The organism is Pseudomonas pisciculturae, from assembly GCF_015461805.1.
In the GTDB taxonomy this organism is placed as follows: domain Bacteria; phylum Pseudomonadota; class Gammaproteobacteria; order Pseudomonadales; family Pseudomonadaceae; genus Aquipseudomonas; species Aquipseudomonas pisciculturae.
In genome coordinates, this window is the sequence record NZ_JACVZE010000003.1 from 475,162 (window position 1) to 494,833 (window position 19,672).

The 19,672-nt window shown below is 57.9% G+C and carries 13 protein-coding genes and 2 tRNA genes; 12 read left to right on the plus strand and 3 right to left on the minus strand.

The window, feature by feature from the left end:
- Positions 1-52: 52 nt before the first annotated feature.
- From ICY20_RS11065 to ICY20_RS11090, 6 genes are all read left to right on the plus strand, one after another.
- Positions 53-1,405, plus strand: a complete 1,353-nt coding sequence (locus tag ICY20_RS11065) for a TolC family outer membrane protein (protein WP_159963068.1) — start codon at positions 53-55, stop codon at positions 1,403-1,405.
- 45 nt (positions 1,406-1,450) lie between these two features.
- Positions 1,451-3,604, plus strand: a complete 2,154-nt coding sequence (locus ICY20_RS11070) for a type I secretion system permease/ATPase (RefSeq protein WP_194937478.1) — start codon at positions 1,451-1,453, stop codon at positions 3,602-3,604.
- On the plus strand, positions 3,594-4,970 hold the full coding sequence (locus tag ICY20_RS11075; RefSeq protein ID WP_194937479.1) for an HlyD family type I secretion periplasmic adaptor subunit: 1,377 nt from the start codon (positions 3,594-3,596) through the stop codon (positions 4,968-4,970). Before ICY20_RS11070 ends, ICY20_RS11075 begins: the two co-directional genes overlap by 11 nt.
- 107 nt (positions 4,971-5,077) lie before the next feature.
- Positions 5,078-5,153 (plus strand) — tRNA-Thr (locus ICY20_RS11080).
- Between the two features lie 193 nt (positions 5,154-5,346).
- Positions 5,347-6,504: an AAA family ATPase gene (locus ICY20_RS11085; RefSeq protein ID WP_159963065.1), complete on the plus strand. Its 1,158-nt coding sequence runs from the start codon at positions 5,347-5,349 to the stop codon at positions 6,502-6,504.
- A 46-nt stretch (positions 6,505-6,550) separates the two neighbouring features.
- A tRNA-Thr gene (locus ICY20_RS11090) sits at positions 6,551-6,621 on the plus strand.
- Between the two features lie 284 nt (positions 6,622-6,905).
- On the opposite strand, the gene ICY20_RS11095 is transcribed toward ICY20_RS11090, so the two are convergent.
- The gene (locus ICY20_RS11095) at positions 6,906-7,304 is read right to left on the minus strand and encodes a hypothetical protein (RefSeq protein WP_194937480.1); all 399 of its coding nucleotides are present in this window, start codon (positions 7,302-7,304) and stop codon (positions 6,906-6,908) included.
- Between the two features lie 423 nt (positions 7,305-7,727).
- On the opposite strand from ICY20_RS11095, the gene ICY20_RS11100 reads away from it, so the two are divergent.
- From ICY20_RS11100 to ICY20_RS11120, 5 genes are all read left to right on the plus strand, one after another.
- A complete protein-coding gene (locus tag ICY20_RS11100) occupies positions 7,728-9,002 on the plus strand; it encodes an acyltransferase family protein (RefSeq protein ID WP_194937481.1) in 1,275 nt (424 codons plus the stop codon).
- Between the two features lie 136 nt (positions 9,003-9,138).
- Entirely contained in the window at positions 9,139-9,639 is a 501-nt protein-coding gene (locus tag ICY20_RS11105; RefSeq protein WP_159963062.1) for a sigma-70 family RNA polymerase sigma factor, read from the plus strand.
- A complete protein-coding gene (locus ICY20_RS11110) occupies positions 9,639-10,586 on the plus strand; it encodes a FecR domain-containing protein (protein ID WP_194937482.1) in 948 nt (315 codons plus the stop codon). The genes ICY20_RS11105 and ICY20_RS11110 overlap by 1 nt, the downstream gene beginning before the upstream one ends.
- A gap of 101 nt (positions 10,587-10,687) precedes the next feature.
- Positions 10,688-13,099, plus strand: coding sequence for a TonB-dependent siderophore receptor (locus ICY20_RS11115; RefSeq protein ID WP_194937483.1), 2,412 nt, complete (start codon positions 10,688-10,690; stop codon positions 13,097-13,099).
- A gap of 100 nt (positions 13,100-13,199) precedes the next feature.
- Positions 13,200-15,329, plus strand: a complete 2,130-nt coding sequence (locus ICY20_RS11120) for a M48 family metallopeptidase (protein ID WP_194937484.1) — start codon at positions 13,200-13,202, stop codon at positions 15,327-15,329.
- A gap of 73 nt (positions 15,330-15,402) precedes the next feature.
- On the opposite strand, the gene ICY20_RS11125 is transcribed toward ICY20_RS11120, so the two are convergent.
- Entirely contained in the window at positions 15,403-16,698 is a 1,296-nt protein-coding gene (locus ICY20_RS11125) for an OprD family porin (RefSeq protein ID WP_159963058.1), read from the minus strand.
- A gap of 411 nt (positions 16,699-17,109) precedes the next feature.
- On the opposite strand from ICY20_RS11125, the gene ICY20_RS11130 reads away from it, so the two are divergent.
- Entirely contained in the window at positions 17,110-19,197 is a 2,088-nt protein-coding gene (locus ICY20_RS11130; RefSeq protein ID WP_194937485.1) for a TonB-dependent receptor, read from the plus strand.
- 121 nt (positions 19,198-19,318) lie between these two features.
- Here the strand turns inward: ICY20_RS11130 and ICY20_RS11135 are convergent, their stop codons facing one another.
- Positions 19,319-19,531, minus strand: coding sequence for a hypothetical protein (locus ICY20_RS11135; protein ID WP_194937486.1), 213 nt, complete (start codon positions 19,529-19,531; stop codon positions 19,319-19,321).
- Between the last annotated feature and the right edge of the window lie 141 nt (positions 19,532-19,672).

The following is a 19,672-nucleotide window of genomic DNA, read 5'->3' on the forward strand; positions in this document are numbered from 1 at the left end:
AATTTCACTTTTGTTGCGTGTTTAAGGCAACCAATCCCGGGGATACATCAGAATGCGTTTGCACCTTTTTAAAGCTGTGCCGTTTGCTCTCGCCGCCAGTTTCGTCCAGGCCCAAACCCTGCCGGAGGCAATGCAAACTGCGGTGGAAAACCACCCGGAGATCCAGGCAGCTATTAATGCGCGCATTGCCGCCGACTATCAGGTACGCGAAGCCCAGGGCGGTTACCTGCCTAAAGTGGACTTGTTGGGCGGCTACGGCCGTGAGAGCTCCGACAACACTTCGACCCGTGCCGCCAGCAACAGCCATGACTGGAAAACCTTGAACCGTGGCGAATCGACCATTCGCCTTCAGCAAAACCTGTTCCAGGGTTTTGGCACTATTAATGAAGTCGGCCGCCAACAAGCCACCGCCAACTCCCGCGGGTATGCGCTGCTCAACACCTCTGAGCGCACCGCGCTGACCGTCGCCCAGGTTTACCTCGATGTGCTGACCCGTCGCGAGATGGTGAACCTGGCGCAAGACAACCTGAAAAGCCACGAGCGCATTTTTGACCAGATCAAACTGCGCACCAGCCGTGGCGTCGGCAGAATGGCGGACATGGACCAGGCCGAAGCCCGACTGGCTCAAGCACAAAACAACCTGATCACCGAGCAGACCAACCTGGCAGACGCCAACACCAACTTTTTGAGCGTGGTCGGCAAAGAGCCTGACCAACTGGAAAAACCAATGGGCGTTGTGACCGAGCTGCCTGCCAGCCTGGATGACGCGCGTCGCCAGATGGTTGCCGACAGCCCGGTACTGCGTTCGGCCGAATCGGACATCGCCGCCGCCGAAAAGCAGTACGAAGCCGCCAAGTCGACCTTCTACCCGCGCTTTGACGCCGTGCTGCAACGCTCGGCCAACAACAACATCGGCGGTGAAGAAGGCCATGACAATGGCTACTCCGCGATGCTGAACATGCAGTTCAACCTGTTCAACGGCGGCAGCGACAAGGCCAGCCTACAGTCCAAAGCCTCCCAGGCGACCCAGGCGCTGGATATCCGCAACAACGCCCTGCGCCAGTTGAATGAAGAATTGGGCCTGGCGTGGAACGCCTACAACAACGCCACCCAGCAGGTGCCGATTGCACAGCAATACGTGGACCGCAGCACCAAAGTGCGCACCTCGTACCAGCAGCAGTTCAGCCTCGGTGAGCGTACACTGCTCGACCTGCTCGACAGCGAGAACGAACTGTTCACCGCTCAGCAGCGTTTGGCCCAGATCAAAAGCCTGCACATCTATACGCAGTACCGCATCAAGGCCGACATGGGCCAATTGCTGAGAAGTCAGGGCGTGGTTGCTCCGATGGCATCAGTTGTGCAAAACGATATTAAACCGTCGGTAAACCTGCCAGGGATGAACTGATTCTTGACGGCGTTGGACCACAAAACCGCTTAAGAGAGAGTCAGCTTGGATCCTGAAATTGGTGTGGCGCAACTCAACCATGACCCGCGCACTCAGCACGACGACCCATTGCTAGACGGGTTGTTGGCTCTCTGCTCGTTGCATTACAAGCCCGCCAGCCGGGCCATGCTGACCACCGGCCTGCCCTTGGCGGGGCAGCGCCTGAGCGCTGACCTGCTGCCCCGCGCAGCAGCCCGGGCGGGTTTGCAGGGGCGTTTGCTGCAGCGCAAGCTGGAGCAAATCCCGTCCATCGCCTTGCCGGCCTTGCTGCTATTGAAGGACGGTCGAAGTGCGGTGCTGTTGAGCTGGGAGGGCGATGACGCCCGCCTGCTGCTCAGCGAAAGTGACGGCGGCGAAGTTCAGGTTTCTCGTGAGGTACTGAGTCAAGATTACAGCGGCCGGGTTTTCTTCGCCCAACCGCAACATAAATTTGACGTCACCAGCGGCACGCTGATCCCGCGCGCCCGCTCGTGGTTCAAAGACACCCTCAAGCGCTCGCGCTGGCTGTATGCCGACGCCATCGCTGCCAGCCTGGTGATCAACCTGATCGCCCTCGCTGCACCCCTGTTTGTGATGAACGTGTATGACCGCGTGGTGCCGAACCAGGCCACGGCCACCTTGTGGGTGCTGGCTATCGGTATCTGCGGCGCCTACCTGTTCGACCTGTTGCTCAAGAGCATGCGCAGCCTGTGCCTGGACCTTGCGGGCAAAAAAACCGACCTGATCATCTCCGCGACGCTGTTTGAGCGCATCGTGGGCATGTCGATGAAAATGCGCCCGGCGCGTGTCGGCAGCTATGCGTCCAACATCCACGAGTTTCAGGGGATGCGTGACTTCCTCACCTCCCTGACCCTCGCCAGCCTGATCGATCTGCCGTTTACTCTGATCATCCTGGGGGTGATCGCGCTGCTGGGGGGGCACTTGGTGTGGATCCCTATCGTCGCGTTCCCGCTGGCCCTGGGTATTGGCCACTTCCTGCAAAAGCCGCTGACCGCAACACTTGAGCGCACCATGGCCCTGAGTGCCGAGCGTCAGTCGAGCCTGATCGAAACCCTCGCCGGGCTGGATGCAGTAAAGGTCAACAACGCCGAAAGCGAGCGCCAGTACCAGTGGGAACAAACCATTGGCACCCTCAGCCGCCTGGAACTGCGGGTGAAGGTGTTGTCGGGCCTGGCGATGAACATCACGTTGCTGATCCAGCAAGTGGCTGGCGTGGCGATGATTATCTTCGGCGTGTACCAGATCATCGACGGCACCCTGAGCATGGGTGGCCTGGTGGCGTGCTACATGCTCAGCGGCCGCGCACTCGGCCCGCTGGCCCAGCTGTCGGGCCTGCTGACCCGCTACCAGCAAGCCAAGGTGACGATGGTTTCGGTAGACCAGATGATGGAGCTGCCGCAAGAGCGCAACTTCGACGAGCGTCCGCTGAGCCGTAAAACGCTGCAAGGCGCAATGACGTTCCGCGAAGTGGACTTCACGTACCCGAACCAGCAAAACCTGGCGCTGCGAGGCATCAACCTCAACGTTCGCCCAGGTGAAAAAATCGGCATCATCGGCCGCAGCGGCTCGGGCAAAAGCTCGCTGGCCAAGCTGCTGGTGGGCCTGTATCAGCCAGACTCCGGCTCGTTGCTGGTGGACGGCGTAGACATCCGCCAGATCGACGTCAGCGAGTTGCGCCACAACATCGGCTACGTCGCCCAAGACATCCAACTGCTGGCCGGCACCCTGCGCGACAACCTGGTCTCGGGTGCGCGCTACGTCGACGACGAAATGGTGCTGCAAGCTGCCGAGCTGGCCGGCGTGCATGAATTCGCCAGGCTGCACCCGCAAGGTTACGAGCTGCAGGTGGGCGAGCGCGGGCAAAACCTCTCCGGCGGCCAACGCCAAAACGTGGCCCTGGCCCGCGCACTGCTGCTGAACCCGCCCATTTTGCTGCTGGACGAACCCACCAGCGCCATGGACAACACCGGCGAAGAGCGTCTTAAACAGCGCCTGCAAGCCGTTATCGAAAACAAGACGGTGATTCTGGTCACCCACCGCGCCTCGCTGTTGAGCCTGGTGGATCGCCTGCTGGTGATCGACCGTGGCCAAATACTCGCGGACGGCCCCAAAGCGGCCGTTATGGAAGCGCTGAAAAAGGGGCAGATCAGTGTTGCTTAAGTCCGGCCCAGGCCATTGGAAAGATGTGATCTTCCGTTACTTCAAGGGCAGCGACTCCCTCGACGATCAACCATTGCCCGAAGTCGAAAAGGCGCTGATTGACGACGCGCCGCGCATCGTACGCCTGACTATCTGGGCGGTGATCGGCTTCTTTGTGTTCCTGCTGCTGTGGGCGCACTTCGCGATTATCGACGAAGTGACCAAGGGCGAAGGCAAGGCCATCCCCTCTTCGCGCATCCAGAAAATCCAGAACCTGGAAGGCGGCATCGTCGCCCAGATCTACGTGCACGAAGGCCAGATCGTCGAAGCCGGCGCACCGCTGATCCGCCTGGACGACACCCGCTTTGCCTCCAACGTCGGCGAAACCGAAGCCGACCGCGTGGCCATGGAACTGCGCGTGGAACGCCTGAGCGCCGAAGTCGACAACCGCCCGCTGAACATCACCGAAGCTGCCCGCAAAGCCGTGCCCAACCAGGCCTCGAACGAAGAATCGCTGTTCCTCAGCCGTCGCCAACAACTGGCGGACGAAGTCGGCGGGCTGCAACAACAGCTGCTGCAACGCCAGCAAGAGCTGCGCGAGTTCAGCTCCAAGCAGGACCAGTACCGCAACAGCCTGAACCTGCTGCGCCAGGAAATCGGCATGTCCGAACCCTTGGTGCAACAAGGCGCGATCTCGCCAGTAGAAGTGCTGCGCCTCAAACGCTCCGAGGTGGAAACCCGCGGCATGCTCGACGGCACGACCCTGGCCATCCCCCGCGCCCAAGCCGCCATCAACGAAGTGCAGCGCAAGATCGACGAAACCCGCGGCAAATTCCGCAGCGACGCCTTGGGCCAGTTGAATGAAGCACGCACCCAACTGAGCAAGGCCCAGGCCACCTCCAAAGGCCTGGAAGACCGCGTGAGCCGCACCATGGTCACCTCCCCCGTGCGCGGCATCGTCAAGCAAATGCTGGTCAACACCGTCGGTGGCGTGATCCAGCCCGGCAGCGACATGGCCGAAGTGGTCCCGTTGGACGACACCATTTTGGTAGAAGCCAAAATCCGCCCACAAGACATCGCCTTCCTGCACCCCGGCCAGGAGGCCATGATCAAATTCACCGCCTACGACTACACCATCTACGGCGGCCTCAAAGGCAAACTCGAACAAATCGGCGCCGACACCGTGATGGATGAAGAGAAGAAAAACACCTTCTACATCATCAAACTGCGCACCGACCGCAGCCACCTGGGCACCGATGAAAAGCCGCTGCTGATCATCCCCGGCATGGTTGCCTCGGTAGACATCATCACCGGCAAGAAAAGCATCTTGAGCTACCTGCTCAAGCCGATTATCAAGTCCCGTGCGGAGGCGTTGCACGAGCGTTGATCGCGGGTTGATGGGGTGAGATTTGCGAAAACTTCGGTTTTCGCAAAAATAGTCAGATTTCAGGGGTTTACAGAACCATTGCAGTCGCTATAATCGTCGCCCAACACGCCGGTATAGCTCAGTTGGTAGAGCAACTGACTTGTAATCAGTAGGTCCCGGGTTCGACTCCTGGTGCCGGCACCATACAAAACGAAGCCCCTGCAGAAATGCAGGGGCTTTGTTGTTTCTGGGCTATTCATCGTCGAACCAGCCTAAATCTCCCTCGCCTCCCCTCGCTTAAAGCGCCTATTTCTGTACGCAAAGTTCATCTTTCAACCTTTATGCTAAATTATGTACTGGCAATAATTATGGCGTATCCATAAAAAGGGATAATTGCATGAGCAGTATATTTCAGCGCCCTGAGCTGGCTGAATCGATGGCCAATCAGCTTCTCAATCCAAGTGTTCTCGATGAAGGCCTGCGTTCCGGCCTGTTTCTGTCCGGCCTGCGCCGAACCGGCAAAACAACCTTCCTGAGAAACGACCTTATCCCAGCCCTGGAAGCCGCCGGCGCGCTGGTGATCTACGTCGACCTATGGAGCGACACGCTGGCCAACCCCGCCACGCTCGTGCACAACGCCATACAAAAAACTCTGCAAGAACTGCAAACGCCGGGCTCCTCCATCCTGGAAATGCTTAAGCGTGTCAGCAACATTGACGTCGGCGCAGCCGGATTCAAATTCGGCTTTAAACTCGACAGCATTGGCAGAGCCGATGGCCCGACATTGGCGCAAGCACTGACGGAGGTCGTCGACCAAGCAAAGACTGACCTCGTGCTGATCATCGATGAAGTGCAGCACGCCATTTCCTCAGACGATGGCAATCAACTGCTCTTGGCTCTCAAAGCGGCCCGCGATGCAATCAACCCTCGCCCCGATACGCCCGGCTACTTTCTATTCATTGGCACAGGCTCTCACAGGGCCCAAGTCAGCGAGCTGACGGCCAAACGCAATCATGCGTTTTCAGGCGCCACGTCAGCCGCATACCCGCTGCTCAGAGGTGACTACGTTGAGTACCTGCTCAACCGACTTGCTATGACAGTGAAGAAGGAAAAGCTGCCCTCTTTCGACGCGGCCAACGAAGCGTTCAACACGCTGGGGAATCGGCCCGAGGAGATGCTCAAGGCCCTGCGCCAGCTCTTGCAGCAGGACGGTGAACCTGACGTTTTCCTACCAGTGATCGCCAGCACACTGCGCTCCGCAGCGGCGAGTATTGAGCTTGAGAAAGTCGAACAGCTAGGCAGCCTGGCTCAAGCGATTTTCAACAAAATTGCTTCTGCACAGGGCGATGCGCGTGGAATTTTCTCCACTGATGCTGCAATTGAGTATTCAAAGATGGTGGGGCGCGAGGTTCGGATTGAAGAGATCCAGCCGGTGGTGATTGCACTGGTGGCGGAGAACATCATCATGCGGCGTGGGCATGGGATTTACGCGATTACGGATCAGTTTGTTCAAGAGATTTGGTTAGAAGAGCGGGCGTTGATTGAGGGGAGTTAGGAATAACATTGCTCTCTGATCAATCTCATAATTGTCGTTCTGATACGCGGGATAGCGCAACGGTAGAGCAACTGACTTGTAATCAGTAGCTCCCGGGGTCGGCTCCTGGTGCCGCCCCCTATTTCAAAGCCCCGCAATGCGGGGCTTTGTGGTTTCTGGCATCTGCCACAACGCGCCAAGCTGGCCCTGATCAAATACGGTAACGCCCAGTCAGATTGTTTTGAAAAAACCGAGGCTAAGTTGCACGGTGACGTGGAGGAATCCACGCCCAACTAATCAAACAGACCTCGCGGCTGAATATATCACTAAACTGTCTCGGTCGCTCCTCAGCACCGGCAAGAGCCATTACACAGCCTGAATTATTTTTGCTGCGTATTCAAAATTCGCTACATTACTTCGGTTTATGTCTCCAATGAACGTGACAGCCTGCCCAACGTGTAATGTTCCCCCCGGCACCACGTCAGAAGCAAAAATATATAGTGATTCAGATTGCTTGCTACCTTATCTACAATCACCCCAAACGCCCGCACAGATTCATAAGATGACACCGTACCGTTGAGAATGACCATACCCGCCGTATACGGCCGCCCTTGAATAGATTTGGCGCAATACTCATATGCTCCACCACTTACATAAGATTCCTCAGAAAAAATTACAAGCTGATCCTTTTCCAATGGACCATCCGATACAACGTCGGCGTTATAAAAGACATAACGTTTCGTACTTGCCGCGTCATCGCCAATCGTCCCTGCTTGGCTTTTGGGGTCATAAAACAATACCTTTCCATTAAGAATAGCCATACGCTCACCTCTAAAAAATATGCTTAAAATCAAAAATCCAAGAAAGCGCAACACCCTCACACTGACAAAATTACGGACTCACTTTCTCCACAAGCGCACTATTCCACAACATCAGGACGGCCCACACTGTTATAAATAACAGGTCGCTAGATAAATTTGAATTATTTATTATCGCCGATTATTAGCTCGATGAAAGTGCATATTTTTAGTGGGGTGGCGCAGATCAACCGCAGACAACGCCGTCCACGAAAGGTTAATCACGTACCTGGCGATGCTCATCATTGATCCGACCTACAAATACGTTGCGTTGCTAGCAACCTGCACCTGACGCAACGCGCCCCGTTGCTGATCAGAGCCACCCTTACCGATAACTGCGGCATCAAGGCCGACACGGTCAACATCCGACTCAGCGACTAAGGCGGCTTGCGCCATCCCCCGAAAAACGCCACCGTGCGCCTGTGGCTCGGCGGGAGCGACACCGCCAGGTTAAAAAGGCTTTCCTACCTGCGACGCTCGTTGCGTATTTCGGCAACGACAGCAACGAAACTATCGCCTACCATTACCGCCCCACCGAGCCGCGGAACACGTTACATGCAATCGTCCAGAATAGAATCGCTAGACTATCTACGCGGCCTCATGGCTTTCTCTGTGATGATTTATCACTACGGTAACTGGTCGGGCTTGCCATTTGAGAGCGACACGATTTTCGGCCGGCTCGGCATATATGCGGTGTCCATATTTTATATATTAAGCGGCCTAAGCTTATCGCTCGCCTACCGATATCGAATCAACGACCTGAAAGATTTTCGCGACTTTTCAATCAAACGGGCAGCACGAATAATTCCGCTATTTTGGCTAGCCACGAGCATGCAAGTTTTTCTATCCTATGTAATACCCTACTTTACAGGTGGGTCACCTTCAGAAAACTACGGTTTGCTCGTACTCAATTACACGCTACTGTTTGGAATATATGATCCTTCGCTTTCGCTCATCACGGGTGGCTGGTCGATTGGAAACGAAACTTTTTTCTATCTCATTTTTCCATTTGTTATTTTTTTCTCAGCGAGAAATAAGTGGGCGATAGCCGCCTTCATCGCCCTATCCGCAGCGTTCGCCATTTATTACTCTTATTTCGCATTAACCGCTGAGAGAACCCTCGCAGAGCAGTGGCAAGTGTATGTCAAATCGCTAAACCAAATTTTCTTGTTTGCCGTCGGCGTAGCCATAGGACACTACAAAGAGCAAGTAACTTCAATACTAAAAAGAAAGTCATTATCTTTAGCTCTTGCTGCCCTGTGCATAAGCGTTTTTATTTTACCCATCGCATCAGGCGATCAAATCAATATTGTGACGGGCAACGAGCGCCTGCTGTTGTCGCTGGCGTGCTTTGGCTTGGTTATATCAACGCTCACACTCAACCCTGGTTATGAGAACGCAGTTACAAGACCGCTGAAAATGCTTGGGGAAATAAGCTACACCATTTACTTAATGCACCCGCTTGTCTGGATTGCCACACGTTTCATCGGCCAGAGAATGGACCTCCCTATCGCGTTGATCGGCGCTATTTCAATTATTTTAACCTTGGCCAGTAGCGTTGTTATTTTCAATATTTTTGAGAAATTCTTCATCAAAAGAGGAACGCTTTTGATAAAGCAACTGAATAGCCGGCGACAAGTGCCAGCGCTCGATGCACGCTAGTTATCTACTCACCAGTGGCTAGGCCCCCTAGCCGCTGGTTTCCTTGTGTGATCCCCCCAACGCAAAAGCCCCTTGCATAAAACCCCGCCATCACAATAATGAGAGCTATTACCATTTACGCGCCGGTAGCACTCTCATGTCAGCCCTTGATCATTCAGCGCTTCATCAGTTGTACAGCGACCACAACAGTTGGCTCAAAGGCTGGCTGCGGGTACGACTGGGGAATGCGGCGGATGCATCGGACCTGGCGCAAGATACGTTCCTGCGCGTGATGACGGCGCGCAACAGTGCGCCGATCCGCGAGCCGCGTGGTTACCTGAGTGCGATTGCACGTTCGTTGCTGATCGATAAATCCCGCCGTCGGGCCATCGAGCAGGCCTATTTGCAGGCGCTGGCGCTGCGGCCGGAGCCGGTGGAGGTGTCGCCTGAAGTGCGCCTGTCCATTATCGAAATGCTGGTGGCCATCGACAGCTTGCTCGATGACCTGGGCCCGCGCACCCGGGAGATTTTCCTGGCGGTGCAACTTGAAGGGTTGAACTACGTGGCCACCGGTGAGCGTTTTGGGGTGTCGGTGACCACGGTGAAAAATCATCTGATTCGCGCCATGACTCAGTGCCTGTTGTTGGTCGAGAGCTGATGGCGTCGTCTCTGGATTTAAAGACACTCGAAGCCGCCGCCACTTGGTACGTGCAACTCAATGACGGCGCGGCTGATGAGGCGCGTACCCAGGCCTGGCAAACCTGGTTGCAGGCCTGCCCACAGCACGCGGCCGCGTGGCAGCGCGTCGAAGCGCTGCAACAGCAATGGGCAAGGATGCCTCGACAGGCCGCCCTCTCCGGCCTCGGCGCCGCGCAGAAACAACGCCGAGCGGTGTTGAAAATCCTGGGCATGTTGATGGCCGTGGGCGCATGTTCTTGGGTGACGGTGGAGCAGGTGCCTTATCGCGCCATGTTGGCCCAGCACCGCACCGGCGCCCGCGAACGGCGCTCGCTGCGCCTGGACGATGGCACGCAACTGGAGTTGAACGCCGACACGGCGCTGGATATTCATTTCGACGCCAACCAGCGCCAGATCCGGCTGTACCAGGGCGAAATCCTAGTGCAAACCGCCAAGGACAAGGCCCTGCGCCCCTTCACGGTGATTACCGGCGACGGCAGCATCAAGGCCCTCGGCACCCAGTTCAGTGTTCGCCAGTTCGACGACCGCACCCAAGTCGGCGTCCTGGAATCCGCGGTAGAAATCCGCCCACGTCAGCACCCCGCCCACACGTTGCGCCTGGAAACCGGCCAGCAGGTCACGTTCGACCGCGATGCCATCCAGCCTCCCCACGCTTTGCCGTCGGGTTCCGCCGCTTGGGTGCGGGGCATGTTGAGCGTGGACGACTGGCGCCTGGGAGATTTCATCGCCGAGTTGAGCCGCTACCGCCCCGGCGTGCTGCGCTGTGCCCCAGCGGTGCAGGGCTTGAGCATCTCCGGCGCGTTTCGTATCGACGACACCGATACAGTCTTGGAAAACCTGGGCAAATCCCTGCCGGTGAAAGTGCGGTATGTGACCCGTTACTGGGCCACTGTCGAACCGGTATGAAAATTATTGGCGCACTGCCTTGCTGATTTTGATTCTCATCCGTCAATGACACAAACCGCTATTGCAGCGACTTTCTGCCAGCCCAACGGAAGGATCACCGAATGCCCCCGCTTCTTCTCTTCGCCAACACGTCCATGACGCGCGCCGTGCGCCTGGCCGTCTTTGGTTTGACCCTCGCCAGCCTGCCCGGTTTGGCGATAATGCCAACACCCGCCTTGGCTCAGAGCCAGGTCGCGTACGCGATTCCAGCGGGGCCGCTGGGCAAGGCGCTGACCCAGTTTGGCGTGCAAGCGGGGGTGACGATTTCGTTCGACACCGAACAGGCGCGCAACCTTTCCAGCACCGGGCTGAACGGTTCCTACACCGTGGAAGACGGCCTGGCCCGTTTGCTGGCCAGCAGCGGTATGCACGCTGAACGCCAGGGCAATGGCGGCTATGTACTGGTCGCCAACGCGGAGCAGAGTGCGCTGCAGTTGGGCGCCACGCAGGTGACCACCAACCAACTGGGCACCGTGACCGAAGGCACCGGTTCCTACACCCCGGGCACCATCGCCACGGCCACACGCCTGGTGCTCACGCCGCGTGAAACGCCGCAGTCGATTTCCGTGGTCACACGCCAAGCCATGGACGACTTCAGCCTTAACTCCATCGACGACGTGATGCGTCACACCCCAGGCATCACCGTGTCGACCTATGACAGCGAACGTACCAACTACTTCTCTCGCGGTTTCTCTATCAATACCTTCCAGTACGACGGCATCCCCACCCTGCGTGACGCCCAGTACTCCGCCGGCCAGACCCTCACCGACATGGCGCTCTACGACCGCGTCGAGGTGCTCAAAGGCGCGACCGGCCTGCTGACTGGCGCTGGCGGCGTGGGCGGCACGCTCAATCTGATCCGCAAAAAACCAACAGCCGAGTTTCAGGGCAGCATCGAGCTGGGTGCCGGCTCGTGGGACAACTACCGCTCACAAATCGACGTCAGCGGCCCCTTGACCGAAACCGGCAACATCCGCGCCCGTGCGGTCGCTGCCTACAATGACAAGCACTCGTTCCTCGACCACTACTCGCGCAAGACCAGCGTGTTCTACGGAGTTCTCGAAGCGGACCTGGACGAAGACACCCTGCTGACCGTCGGCGCCGACTACCAGGACAGCGACCCCAAAGGCTCCAGCTGGACCGGCAGCCGCATGATCTTCGACGCCGAAGGCAAAGAGCTGGACTTGCCTCGCTCGTTCAACAACGGCCCCAAATGGGGTTCATGGGCGCAGTACAGCCGCACGGCATTCGCCACCCTGGAACACAGCTTCAGCAATGGCTGGGTCGCCAAAGGCCAGTACAACCATCAGATCAACGGTTATCACGCGCCGCTGGGTGCGCTCTCCCAAGACTCTGGCAACCAAAGCTCGCTGTTTGCCAAAAAACACACGGGCGAAACGATCGGCGATAGCCTGGATGCCTACGCCTCTGGCCCGTTTGAACTGTTTGGGCGCGAGCACGAGCTAGTCGTGGGCCAGTCCCTGTCGATCAGCAAATGGAAAGGCAAGAGCTACAACGCCACCTTCGCCCCCGGCACCAACTCCGCTGACTTTTACAACTGGGACGGTAATATCCCTGAGCCGGCGTGGGTTCAATACCGCACGCTCGACCAGACCGCCCGCCAAACAGGTAGCTACCTCACCAGCCGCTTCAGCCTGACCGATGAAATGCACCTGTTGCTCGGCGCACGCCTGGCCAACTACGAAGTCACTGGCATGAGCAAGTCCAAGGAAAGCGGCAAGGTCGTGCCTTATGCAGGCGTCACGTACGACCTCAATGACAACTTCACGGCCTATGCCAGTTTCACCGAGATCTTCCAGCCGCAAACCGACTACTTTGACCGCACTGACAAGATGCTCGAACCGGATGAAGGCAAAAACTATGAAATCGGCCTCAAAGGCGAGTTCTTCGACGGGCGCCTGAACTCAAGCCTCGCCTACTTCGAAGTACACGAAGAGAACCGCCCCGAACTCGACAGCGAGCACAATTCGGTGCCGGGCAACGACACGGCCTATTACGGCATCAAGTCCAAGACCAAAGGCTACGAAGCAGAAATCTCCGGCGAGCTCGCCACTGGCTGGCAACTGCAGGCGGGCTACACCCATAAGGTGGCGCGCGATGACAGCGGCGTGAAAGTGTCTACCTGGGAGCCTGAAGACCAGATCAACTTCTACACCACCTACAAGCTCACCGGGCCGCTGGACAAATTCACCTTGGGCGGTGGCGCGCGCTGGCAGAGCGAAGGCTGGAAGTCGATACGCAACTCCGGCCTGGGCCGCTCTGAAGTACTCACCCAAGACCCGTACTGGCTGGTTGACCTGATGGCGCGCTACCAAATCACCAAAAACCTGTCGGCCACCCTCAACGTCAACAACGTGTTCGACAAGCACTACTACACCAACATCGGTTTCTACGACTCGGCCTACCCCGGCGACCCACGCAACATGATGGTCACCACGCGCTGGAATTTCTGACACGCGCGACAATGCCAGGGTAGCTATTGACGCGCCGGTCAGTGACCGGCGCTCAGTTTTTTAGGTATAACCGAACCCTTCGCGTTGGGAACGGACCTCTATGAACGCCTTGAAACTGATCGTCCTGCTGGTGATCTTCCCGCTGCTGCTGGCAGCCCTGGGTGGCTGGGAGCGCCAGCGCGCTGACGAATCATCAGACGCGGTGATCGATTACCACATCAATGTGGGCATCGCCAGGCAGCAACTGCAGGCGCTGGCCGCGAAAGATCCGGCGGCGATGGTCGACCTGGTCGATGAAAAGATCGGCGTGCAACTGGCCCTCTCCCGGCTGGAGAACATCGAGACCGAACTGCCCACCGCCCACCGCGTGAACCGGGCAATGCGCGCCATCGCGCCCTGGGTGATCGGCCTGGGACTGCTCGCCGCGTTGATTGGGGTAACCGCGCTGCTCGCCACGCACTGGGCGGGGCGTCGTGCGCGCCAATCACGGGAAAGCCTGCTGCAGGTGTTCTCTCTCGGCAGTCGCTTGTTGCCCTATGTGCTGGTGAGCCATGTGATGGCGATGGCGGCCACGGTCGCGCTGGCCTTGAGCTTCGAAGGCCTGGCGTTGTGGCATTTCGGCCGGCTGGGCAGCGGTGAAATCAAGCTGATGGCGGTGTTGGGCGTGGTCGCGGCGTTCTGCCTGTATTCGATCTGGCTGCTGCTCAAGCAATTGCGGTACATGCTGGGGATGTTCACGCCGCAGCCCCTGGAGATGTTCGGCGCGACCGTGACGCCGCAAGAGGCTCCGGGATTGTGGCGCCATGTGAACGAATTGGCCGAGCGACTGGGCGCGCTGCCACCGGATCATATTGTAGTGAGTCTCACCCAAGGGTTTTACGTGACATCCAGCGACGCAAACGTGCTCCCCTCACAAACCCAACTGCGTGGCCGTACCCTGCATGTGCCCTTTCTGCACTTGGGCCTGTTGAGCCGCGAGGAAGTCGGCGCAATCATCGGGCACGAACTGGCACATTTTGCCGGGGAAGACACCGAGTACAGCCTGCGTTTTTTGCCGATCTATGATGGCGTGCAACGCAGCCTCGGTGCGCTGGCTGAAACGATGTTGGCCAGCGACGCGATCCAGGGTCGTCTGATGCGCCCCTCCTTTATGTTTGGCGTTTTTTTCATGGAGCACTTCGACCATGCGGTGAACCACTGGAGCCGCGAACGCGAACTCCTGGCGGACGCCGCCGGCGCGCGATTGGTGGGCAGTGTCGCTGCCGCATCGGCGTTGTTACGCGTGTCGGTGTTGCATGAGCCACTCGAAAGCACCTTGATCGCGAAATGCGAAAAACCCGCTGAAAACGACCTGCCCGGCGCAGTACTTAGCGCGATGCAGGATGTCGCTTTGCAGTTGCCACCTGAGGCGCTGGAGAATCACCAGCCCCATCCCACCGACTCCCATCCTTCCAATGGCCAACGCCTGCAAGCGCTGCAAGTGCCGTTGGAAGACGCAATTCGCAGTGCCACTCGCCCGGTGAATGCCGACGCCGCGAATGCGCAAATCGATGGGTATTTCAGTGCACCTCAAACGGTGCGTGAAGCGTTGTCCCACGACCTGATCGCCATCATGGCGTCTGAAGACGCTGCACACACGCACTTGCTGGAAACCATGGCCGCCGCGACCGACGGCGAGCGCACCTTGCACGAAGGTGGCCAGTGGCACGGCGCGCTGATGGCCGTGTTGGGCCTGCCCTTTTTAGTGGGGGGCCTGTTTGCCATGAGCCGCCCCTGGCTCGCCCCGGAGCGCTTGAAGAGCACGCCACTGTCGGCGCTCGGCGCCGGGGCTTGCCTGGGCCTTATTGGGCTTGTCTTTTTGTGGCTGGGCATCCGCCGCTTCAAACGCGCGCCACAGACTGCACTGCGCCTGACCTCAGAGCATTTTGTCTTCAACAACCTGACGCAGCCGCTACCGATTGAACATATCGACGAGATCACGTTGCAGTTCGCCCAAGGCGTCTGGGTCACGGTGCAACTGACGCCCGAGGCGCCGTTGCCCGAAACGCGCAAAACCGCGTTCGGCGTGCCCGGTGTACGGGTCAACAAGAAGAAACGTCAGGTTTTGTTGCAGATGGCGCAGTTGTGTATCGACGGTAAAAAAATCGAGCCCTATGAAGGGCTGTCCATGATGCTCGATTACAAAAACGCGGCACTGGCACGCAGAATCTTGCAGCAGCGCGAGGCCTGACCCACCGGCATAAAAAAACCCCGAACCAGTCGGGGTTTTTTATCGCCTTGAATCAGGCGCTACACGCGATCAATTAGAAAACGTTGATCGGGTAGTCAGCGAACAGACGCAGTTCGTTACCACCAATGTTGTACTGGTCAGCATTGTTGGAAACACGCAACCACGACGCACGAGCGCGCAGGCTCAGGTCTTTGGCCGGGCCGCTCTGAACGACGTATTTGACCTGGTTGAAGATTTCGCGCTCGGTACCATTGCCACGGTTGGAACCGTCGTCAATGTTGGTGCCGCGCACGTAAGCGACGTTGTAGCTCAGGCCAGGCACGCCGAAGGCGCTGAAGTCCAGGCCGTAGCCTGCTTGCCAGGAACGCTCGTCCTTGCCGTTGAAGTCAGACCAGTAGGAGTTGGCCAGCAGGATGGTGTTACCACCGTCGCCGATGCCGCTGTTCTTGTTGTTCTGGTGGTAGCCGCTGTACAGATAGCCGGTGTCACCGGTGCTGCGCTGGTGAGCAACGGTGAAGCTGTGCGGGCCGACAGCCCAGGTAGCGGCCAGGCTCCAGATTTTGTTGTCGCGGGCGTCTTCATCACCCTGGGTCAGCTGGGCGAAGCTCTTGTCCAGCTTGGTTTTGTAGCCGTTGAAATCAAACGTCAGCGACTGTTGCTCTGGCAGGGCAAGCACGTAGTTCACGTTGACGTATTGCTTTTTCAGCACGTCCTGCATGTCGGAAGCGTACAGCGCGGCCGACAGGCTTTCGGTGAATTTGTAGCTACCGCCGAGGTAGTCGATGCTCTTGAGGTCGCCGCTGTCGCTGCCTTCGGCGCTCTTACGGCCTTGCTTGGTGAAGTGACCGGCGTCCAGCTGCAGGCCGGCGATCTCTTTGGAAACAATCGAGGTGCCCTCGTAGGTTTCCGCCAACAGACGGCCGCTGTCGTAGGCCAGTACCGGCACGTTTGGCAGCTGCTGACCGTATTTGAGAACGGTGTTGGAAATGCGCGCTTTTACCGCTGCGCCGCCTTTGGCCAGGTCGTTGGCTGCATGGCCGCTATCGCCTTTCTTGAAAAAGTCGATACCGCCACCGCCGCTACGGCCTTTACCACCGTCCAGACGGATAGCGTATTGGCCAATCACGTCCACACCCACACCTACGGTGCCTTGGGTGAAACCAGACTCGAACTTACCGATGAAGCCTTGGCCCCATTCAGCTTTGTCCTGGTTGTGGTTTTTGTAGTCACGGCTGATGTAAGCGTTACGTGCCGCGATGTTCAGGTGGCTGTCTTCAACGAAACCCTTGGATTGCTCCTGGTCGTTTGCCATTGCTGCCGATGCGCTCAAAATCCCCAGAGCGATCAGACTCATCCGTTGCTTCAACATTTTCTTGTATTCCTTATTTCTGGTTGAGTACGCGCTAGGACACCAGGCTCCATGTTGCTTTTCTGGTGTCGACTTTTTCCGGAAAAAAAAAGGCCCGCGGACGACTAAACATGCCGCGGGCCTTTTTTTATTGGATGAGTCATGGCGGTTAGCCACAGGCGTTGGGCGCAATCCTAGTCGTGCGTTGAACTATGTGTCAATTTCGCGAATCGTCTGTATTTAGGCGAAATAATTCTAAGCAATGGCTTACAGCCCTTCTGAAAACGACCTAAATGACATTCCAGCGACGCTAAAAACACATTTCGTAACACATTTCAAAGCCGATACATTTGGGAAGCTATAACGCGCGCAAATGCAAAGCATTACCATTAACGCGTAATTTCCTCCCTAATAATTCGGATACATTTCTCCATGCCTGCCCCTCGCCTGACGCCCATGACCCTTGGGCTTTCCGTTCTGCTGTCTGCCGGTTTTGCCTGTGCGGCGACGACCTTGCCCGAAACCTCAATCAGCGCTGAAGCGGACGAAGACGACCCCCGCGTCAAGGAAACCAGCACGGCAACCCGCACGGCTACACCCGTGCGCTACGTGCCCCAGGCAATCGATTCGGTAAAAACCGAAAGCCTGCGCGCCTACGGCACTAATGACTTGGGCCAGGCCTTGAGCGGCATCCCAAACGTGAGCAGCGGCGCCGACACGCGCTTTGATAGCTTGCGCATACGGGGTTTCGAGGCGAGCAATGATTTCTACCTGGACGGTATTCGCGACGACAGCCAGTACGTGCGCGACCTGCATAACATCGAACGCATTGAAGTGCTCAAGGGGCCAGCCGCCGTGCTGTACGGGCGAGGCGGTCAGGGAGGGATCGTCAACCGCGTGAGCAAGCTGCCAATCGCCGGGCATAAATCGAGCATCGAAGCCCAGGGCGGCAGCAACGATTTGCGCAGTTTGTATGCCGACTTGAGCAACGACCCCACCGATAACATCAGCCTGCGCCTGAACATGGGCAACCAGGACAACAACAGCTTTCGCGATGGCGTCGACGGCAACCGCCAGCTGTTTGCACCGTCCATGAGTTGGCAGCTCACCCCAGACCTGAACTGGCTGGTGCAATACGAATACAGCCGCTACAACCGCACGCCCGACCGAGGCATCCCCGGCGTCAACGGGCGCCCGGCAGACGTGAGCCGCAGCACCACCTACGGTGACAGCCGCGACTACATCGACGACAAGTCCCAGTCCCTGCGCTCCAAGCTGGCCTATGAACTCAACGACAACTGGCAACTGCGCCAGACCCTGGGCATATTCAAGCTCGACAGCGACTTCGACAATACCTACCAAACCGCCTACGCCCCCGCGACCAACAGCGTCACTCGCCAACGCTGGCAACAGGACCTGACCACCCTCAATGTCTTCAACAACGTCGAGTTGGAAGGCGGCTTTACCACCTACGGCATGGAACACCGCCTGCTCACCGGCCTTGAACTGGGCAGCCAGCGCCGCGATCCGAAGCTATTCACCGCCACGACCGTCGCCCGAGGGGGCCAGGCGGTGCCGAGCCTGGATCTCAACCAGCCCAATCGCCATCTAAGCCATAACGGGCCGATGAGCGTGTGGAGCAACAACCACACCGAAGTCGAAAGCCGCGCCGTTTACGTACAAGACCAGCTACGCCTCAACGATCAGTGGCAAGTGCTGGCCGGTTTGCGTTACGACTACTTTGAAGTGGACACCAAAAACAAACTGCTCAACACCCAGCAGGCGGTGGAAAGCCGCAGCACCAGCCCGCGCTTTGGCCTGGTGTGGACGCCACTGGAACATCACTCGTTCTATGCCTCGTGGAGCAAGACGTTCTCCCCAGCAGGCGGCGGCCTGATCGGCATCACCCCGAGCGCCACCAGCGGTGCCAACGACCTGAGCCCCGAGCTGACCAAGCAAAAGGAAATCGGGGTCAAGAGCGACTGGCTTGACGACCGTCTCAGCACCACCCTGGCGGTGTACGAACTGGAACTCTACAACCGTCGCACCAGCGACCCGCTGGACCGCAGCATCACCCTGCTCAGCGGCTTGCAACGCTCACGTGGCGTAGAGCTGACCGCCACCGGCAAACTCGTCGGCAACTGGTATGTGCGCGGTGGCATCGGCCTGCAGGACGCCACGGTGGTGAAGGACAACAACGGTTTTGCAGGCAAACGCGTCAGCGACGTGGCCAAGCGCAACGGTAGCCTGTTCATCACCTGGAAACCCGAAATGGGCTGGTACGCCGAAACCGGCCTGACGCTGGTGGGCGATCGTTATGCCGACAGCGCCAACGCTGTGGTACTGCCGGGCTACGGCCGCTGGGATGCGTTGGTCGGCTTGCGTCAGAAGGAATGGGACGTGCGGGCGGCGCTGAACAACATCGCCGACAAGACTTACTACGCATCGGCGACCAGTGTGGCGCAGATTCAGCCGGGGGAGCCGCGTAGCGTGGTGGTGACCGGCACCTACAGCTTCTAGGCAAACGCGGTCAGTGTGGGAGCTGGCTTGCCTGCGATAGCGGTGAATCAGCTGGAAAATAGTTGGCTGATGCACCGCTATCGCAGGCAAGCCAGCTCCCACATTTGATTCTTGGTGGTCTTTAGTTTTTCAGTAGGTCACACAATGCGTGCACCTCATCATCACTGAACAATCCCACCGGATAGCGCTCACTCATCACGCTGCGCAAATCAGGCTGCCTGACCTGCCGGGAGCCGTTTTCCTTCAACCAGAGCGCCAGCGCATGGATGGCATTGCCGTCGACCCGCGAGGGGTGAAATGTGCGCGTGTACATCAGGTTGGTCTGGGCATTCATTTCAGCGCTCTCTCCTACTGCGTGAGCGGCTAACTTACTCAAGGTTTATGACAGAACTGCGCGGTCATAAACCTGGGTCACTGTCGCAACACCGATACAAGAGCTATGCCAATGTCTCTGGTTTGTCGGCATACGGGTACA

Bases quoted from the DNA above. Each gene is read 5' to 3' on its own strand.
- ICY20_RS11125 (WP_159963058.1), bottom strand. From the start codon at position 16,698: ATGTTGAAGCAACGGATGAGTCTGATCGCTCTGGGGATTTTGAGCGCA.
- ICY20_RS11115 (WP_194937483.1), top strand. From the start codon at position 10,688: ATGCCCCCGCTTCTTCTCTTCGCCAACACGTCCATGACGCGCGCCGTG.
- ICY20_RS11135 (WP_194937486.1), bottom strand. From the start codon at position 19,531: ATGAATGCCCAGACCAACCTGATGTACACGCGCACATTTCACCCCTCG.
- ICY20_RS11120 (WP_194937484.1), top strand. From the start codon at position 13,200: ATGAACGCCTTGAAACTGATCGTCCTGCTGGTGATCTTCCCGCTGCTG.
- ICY20_RS11095 (WP_194937480.1), bottom strand. From the start codon at position 7,304: ATGGCTATTCTTAATGGAAAGGTATTGTTTTATGACCCCAAAAGCCAA.
- ICY20_RS11085 (WP_159963065.1), top strand. From the start codon at position 5,347: ATGAGCAGTATATTTCAGCGCCCTGAGCTGGCTGAATCGATGGCCAAT.
- ICY20_RS11110 (WP_194937482.1), top strand. From the start codon at position 9,639: ATGGCGTCGTCTCTGGATTTAAAGACACTCGAAGCCGCCGCCACTTGG.
- ICY20_RS11130 (WP_194937485.1), top strand. From the start codon at position 17,110: ATGCCTGCCCCTCGCCTGACGCCCATGACCCTTGGGCTTTCCGTTCTG.
- ICY20_RS11065 (WP_159963068.1), top strand. From the start codon at position 53: ATGCGTTTGCACCTTTTTAAAGCTGTGCCGTTTGCTCTCGCCGCCAGT.
- ICY20_RS11105 (WP_159963062.1), top strand. From the start codon at position 9,139: ATGTCAGCCCTTGATCATTCAGCGCTTCATCAGTTGTACAGCGACCAC.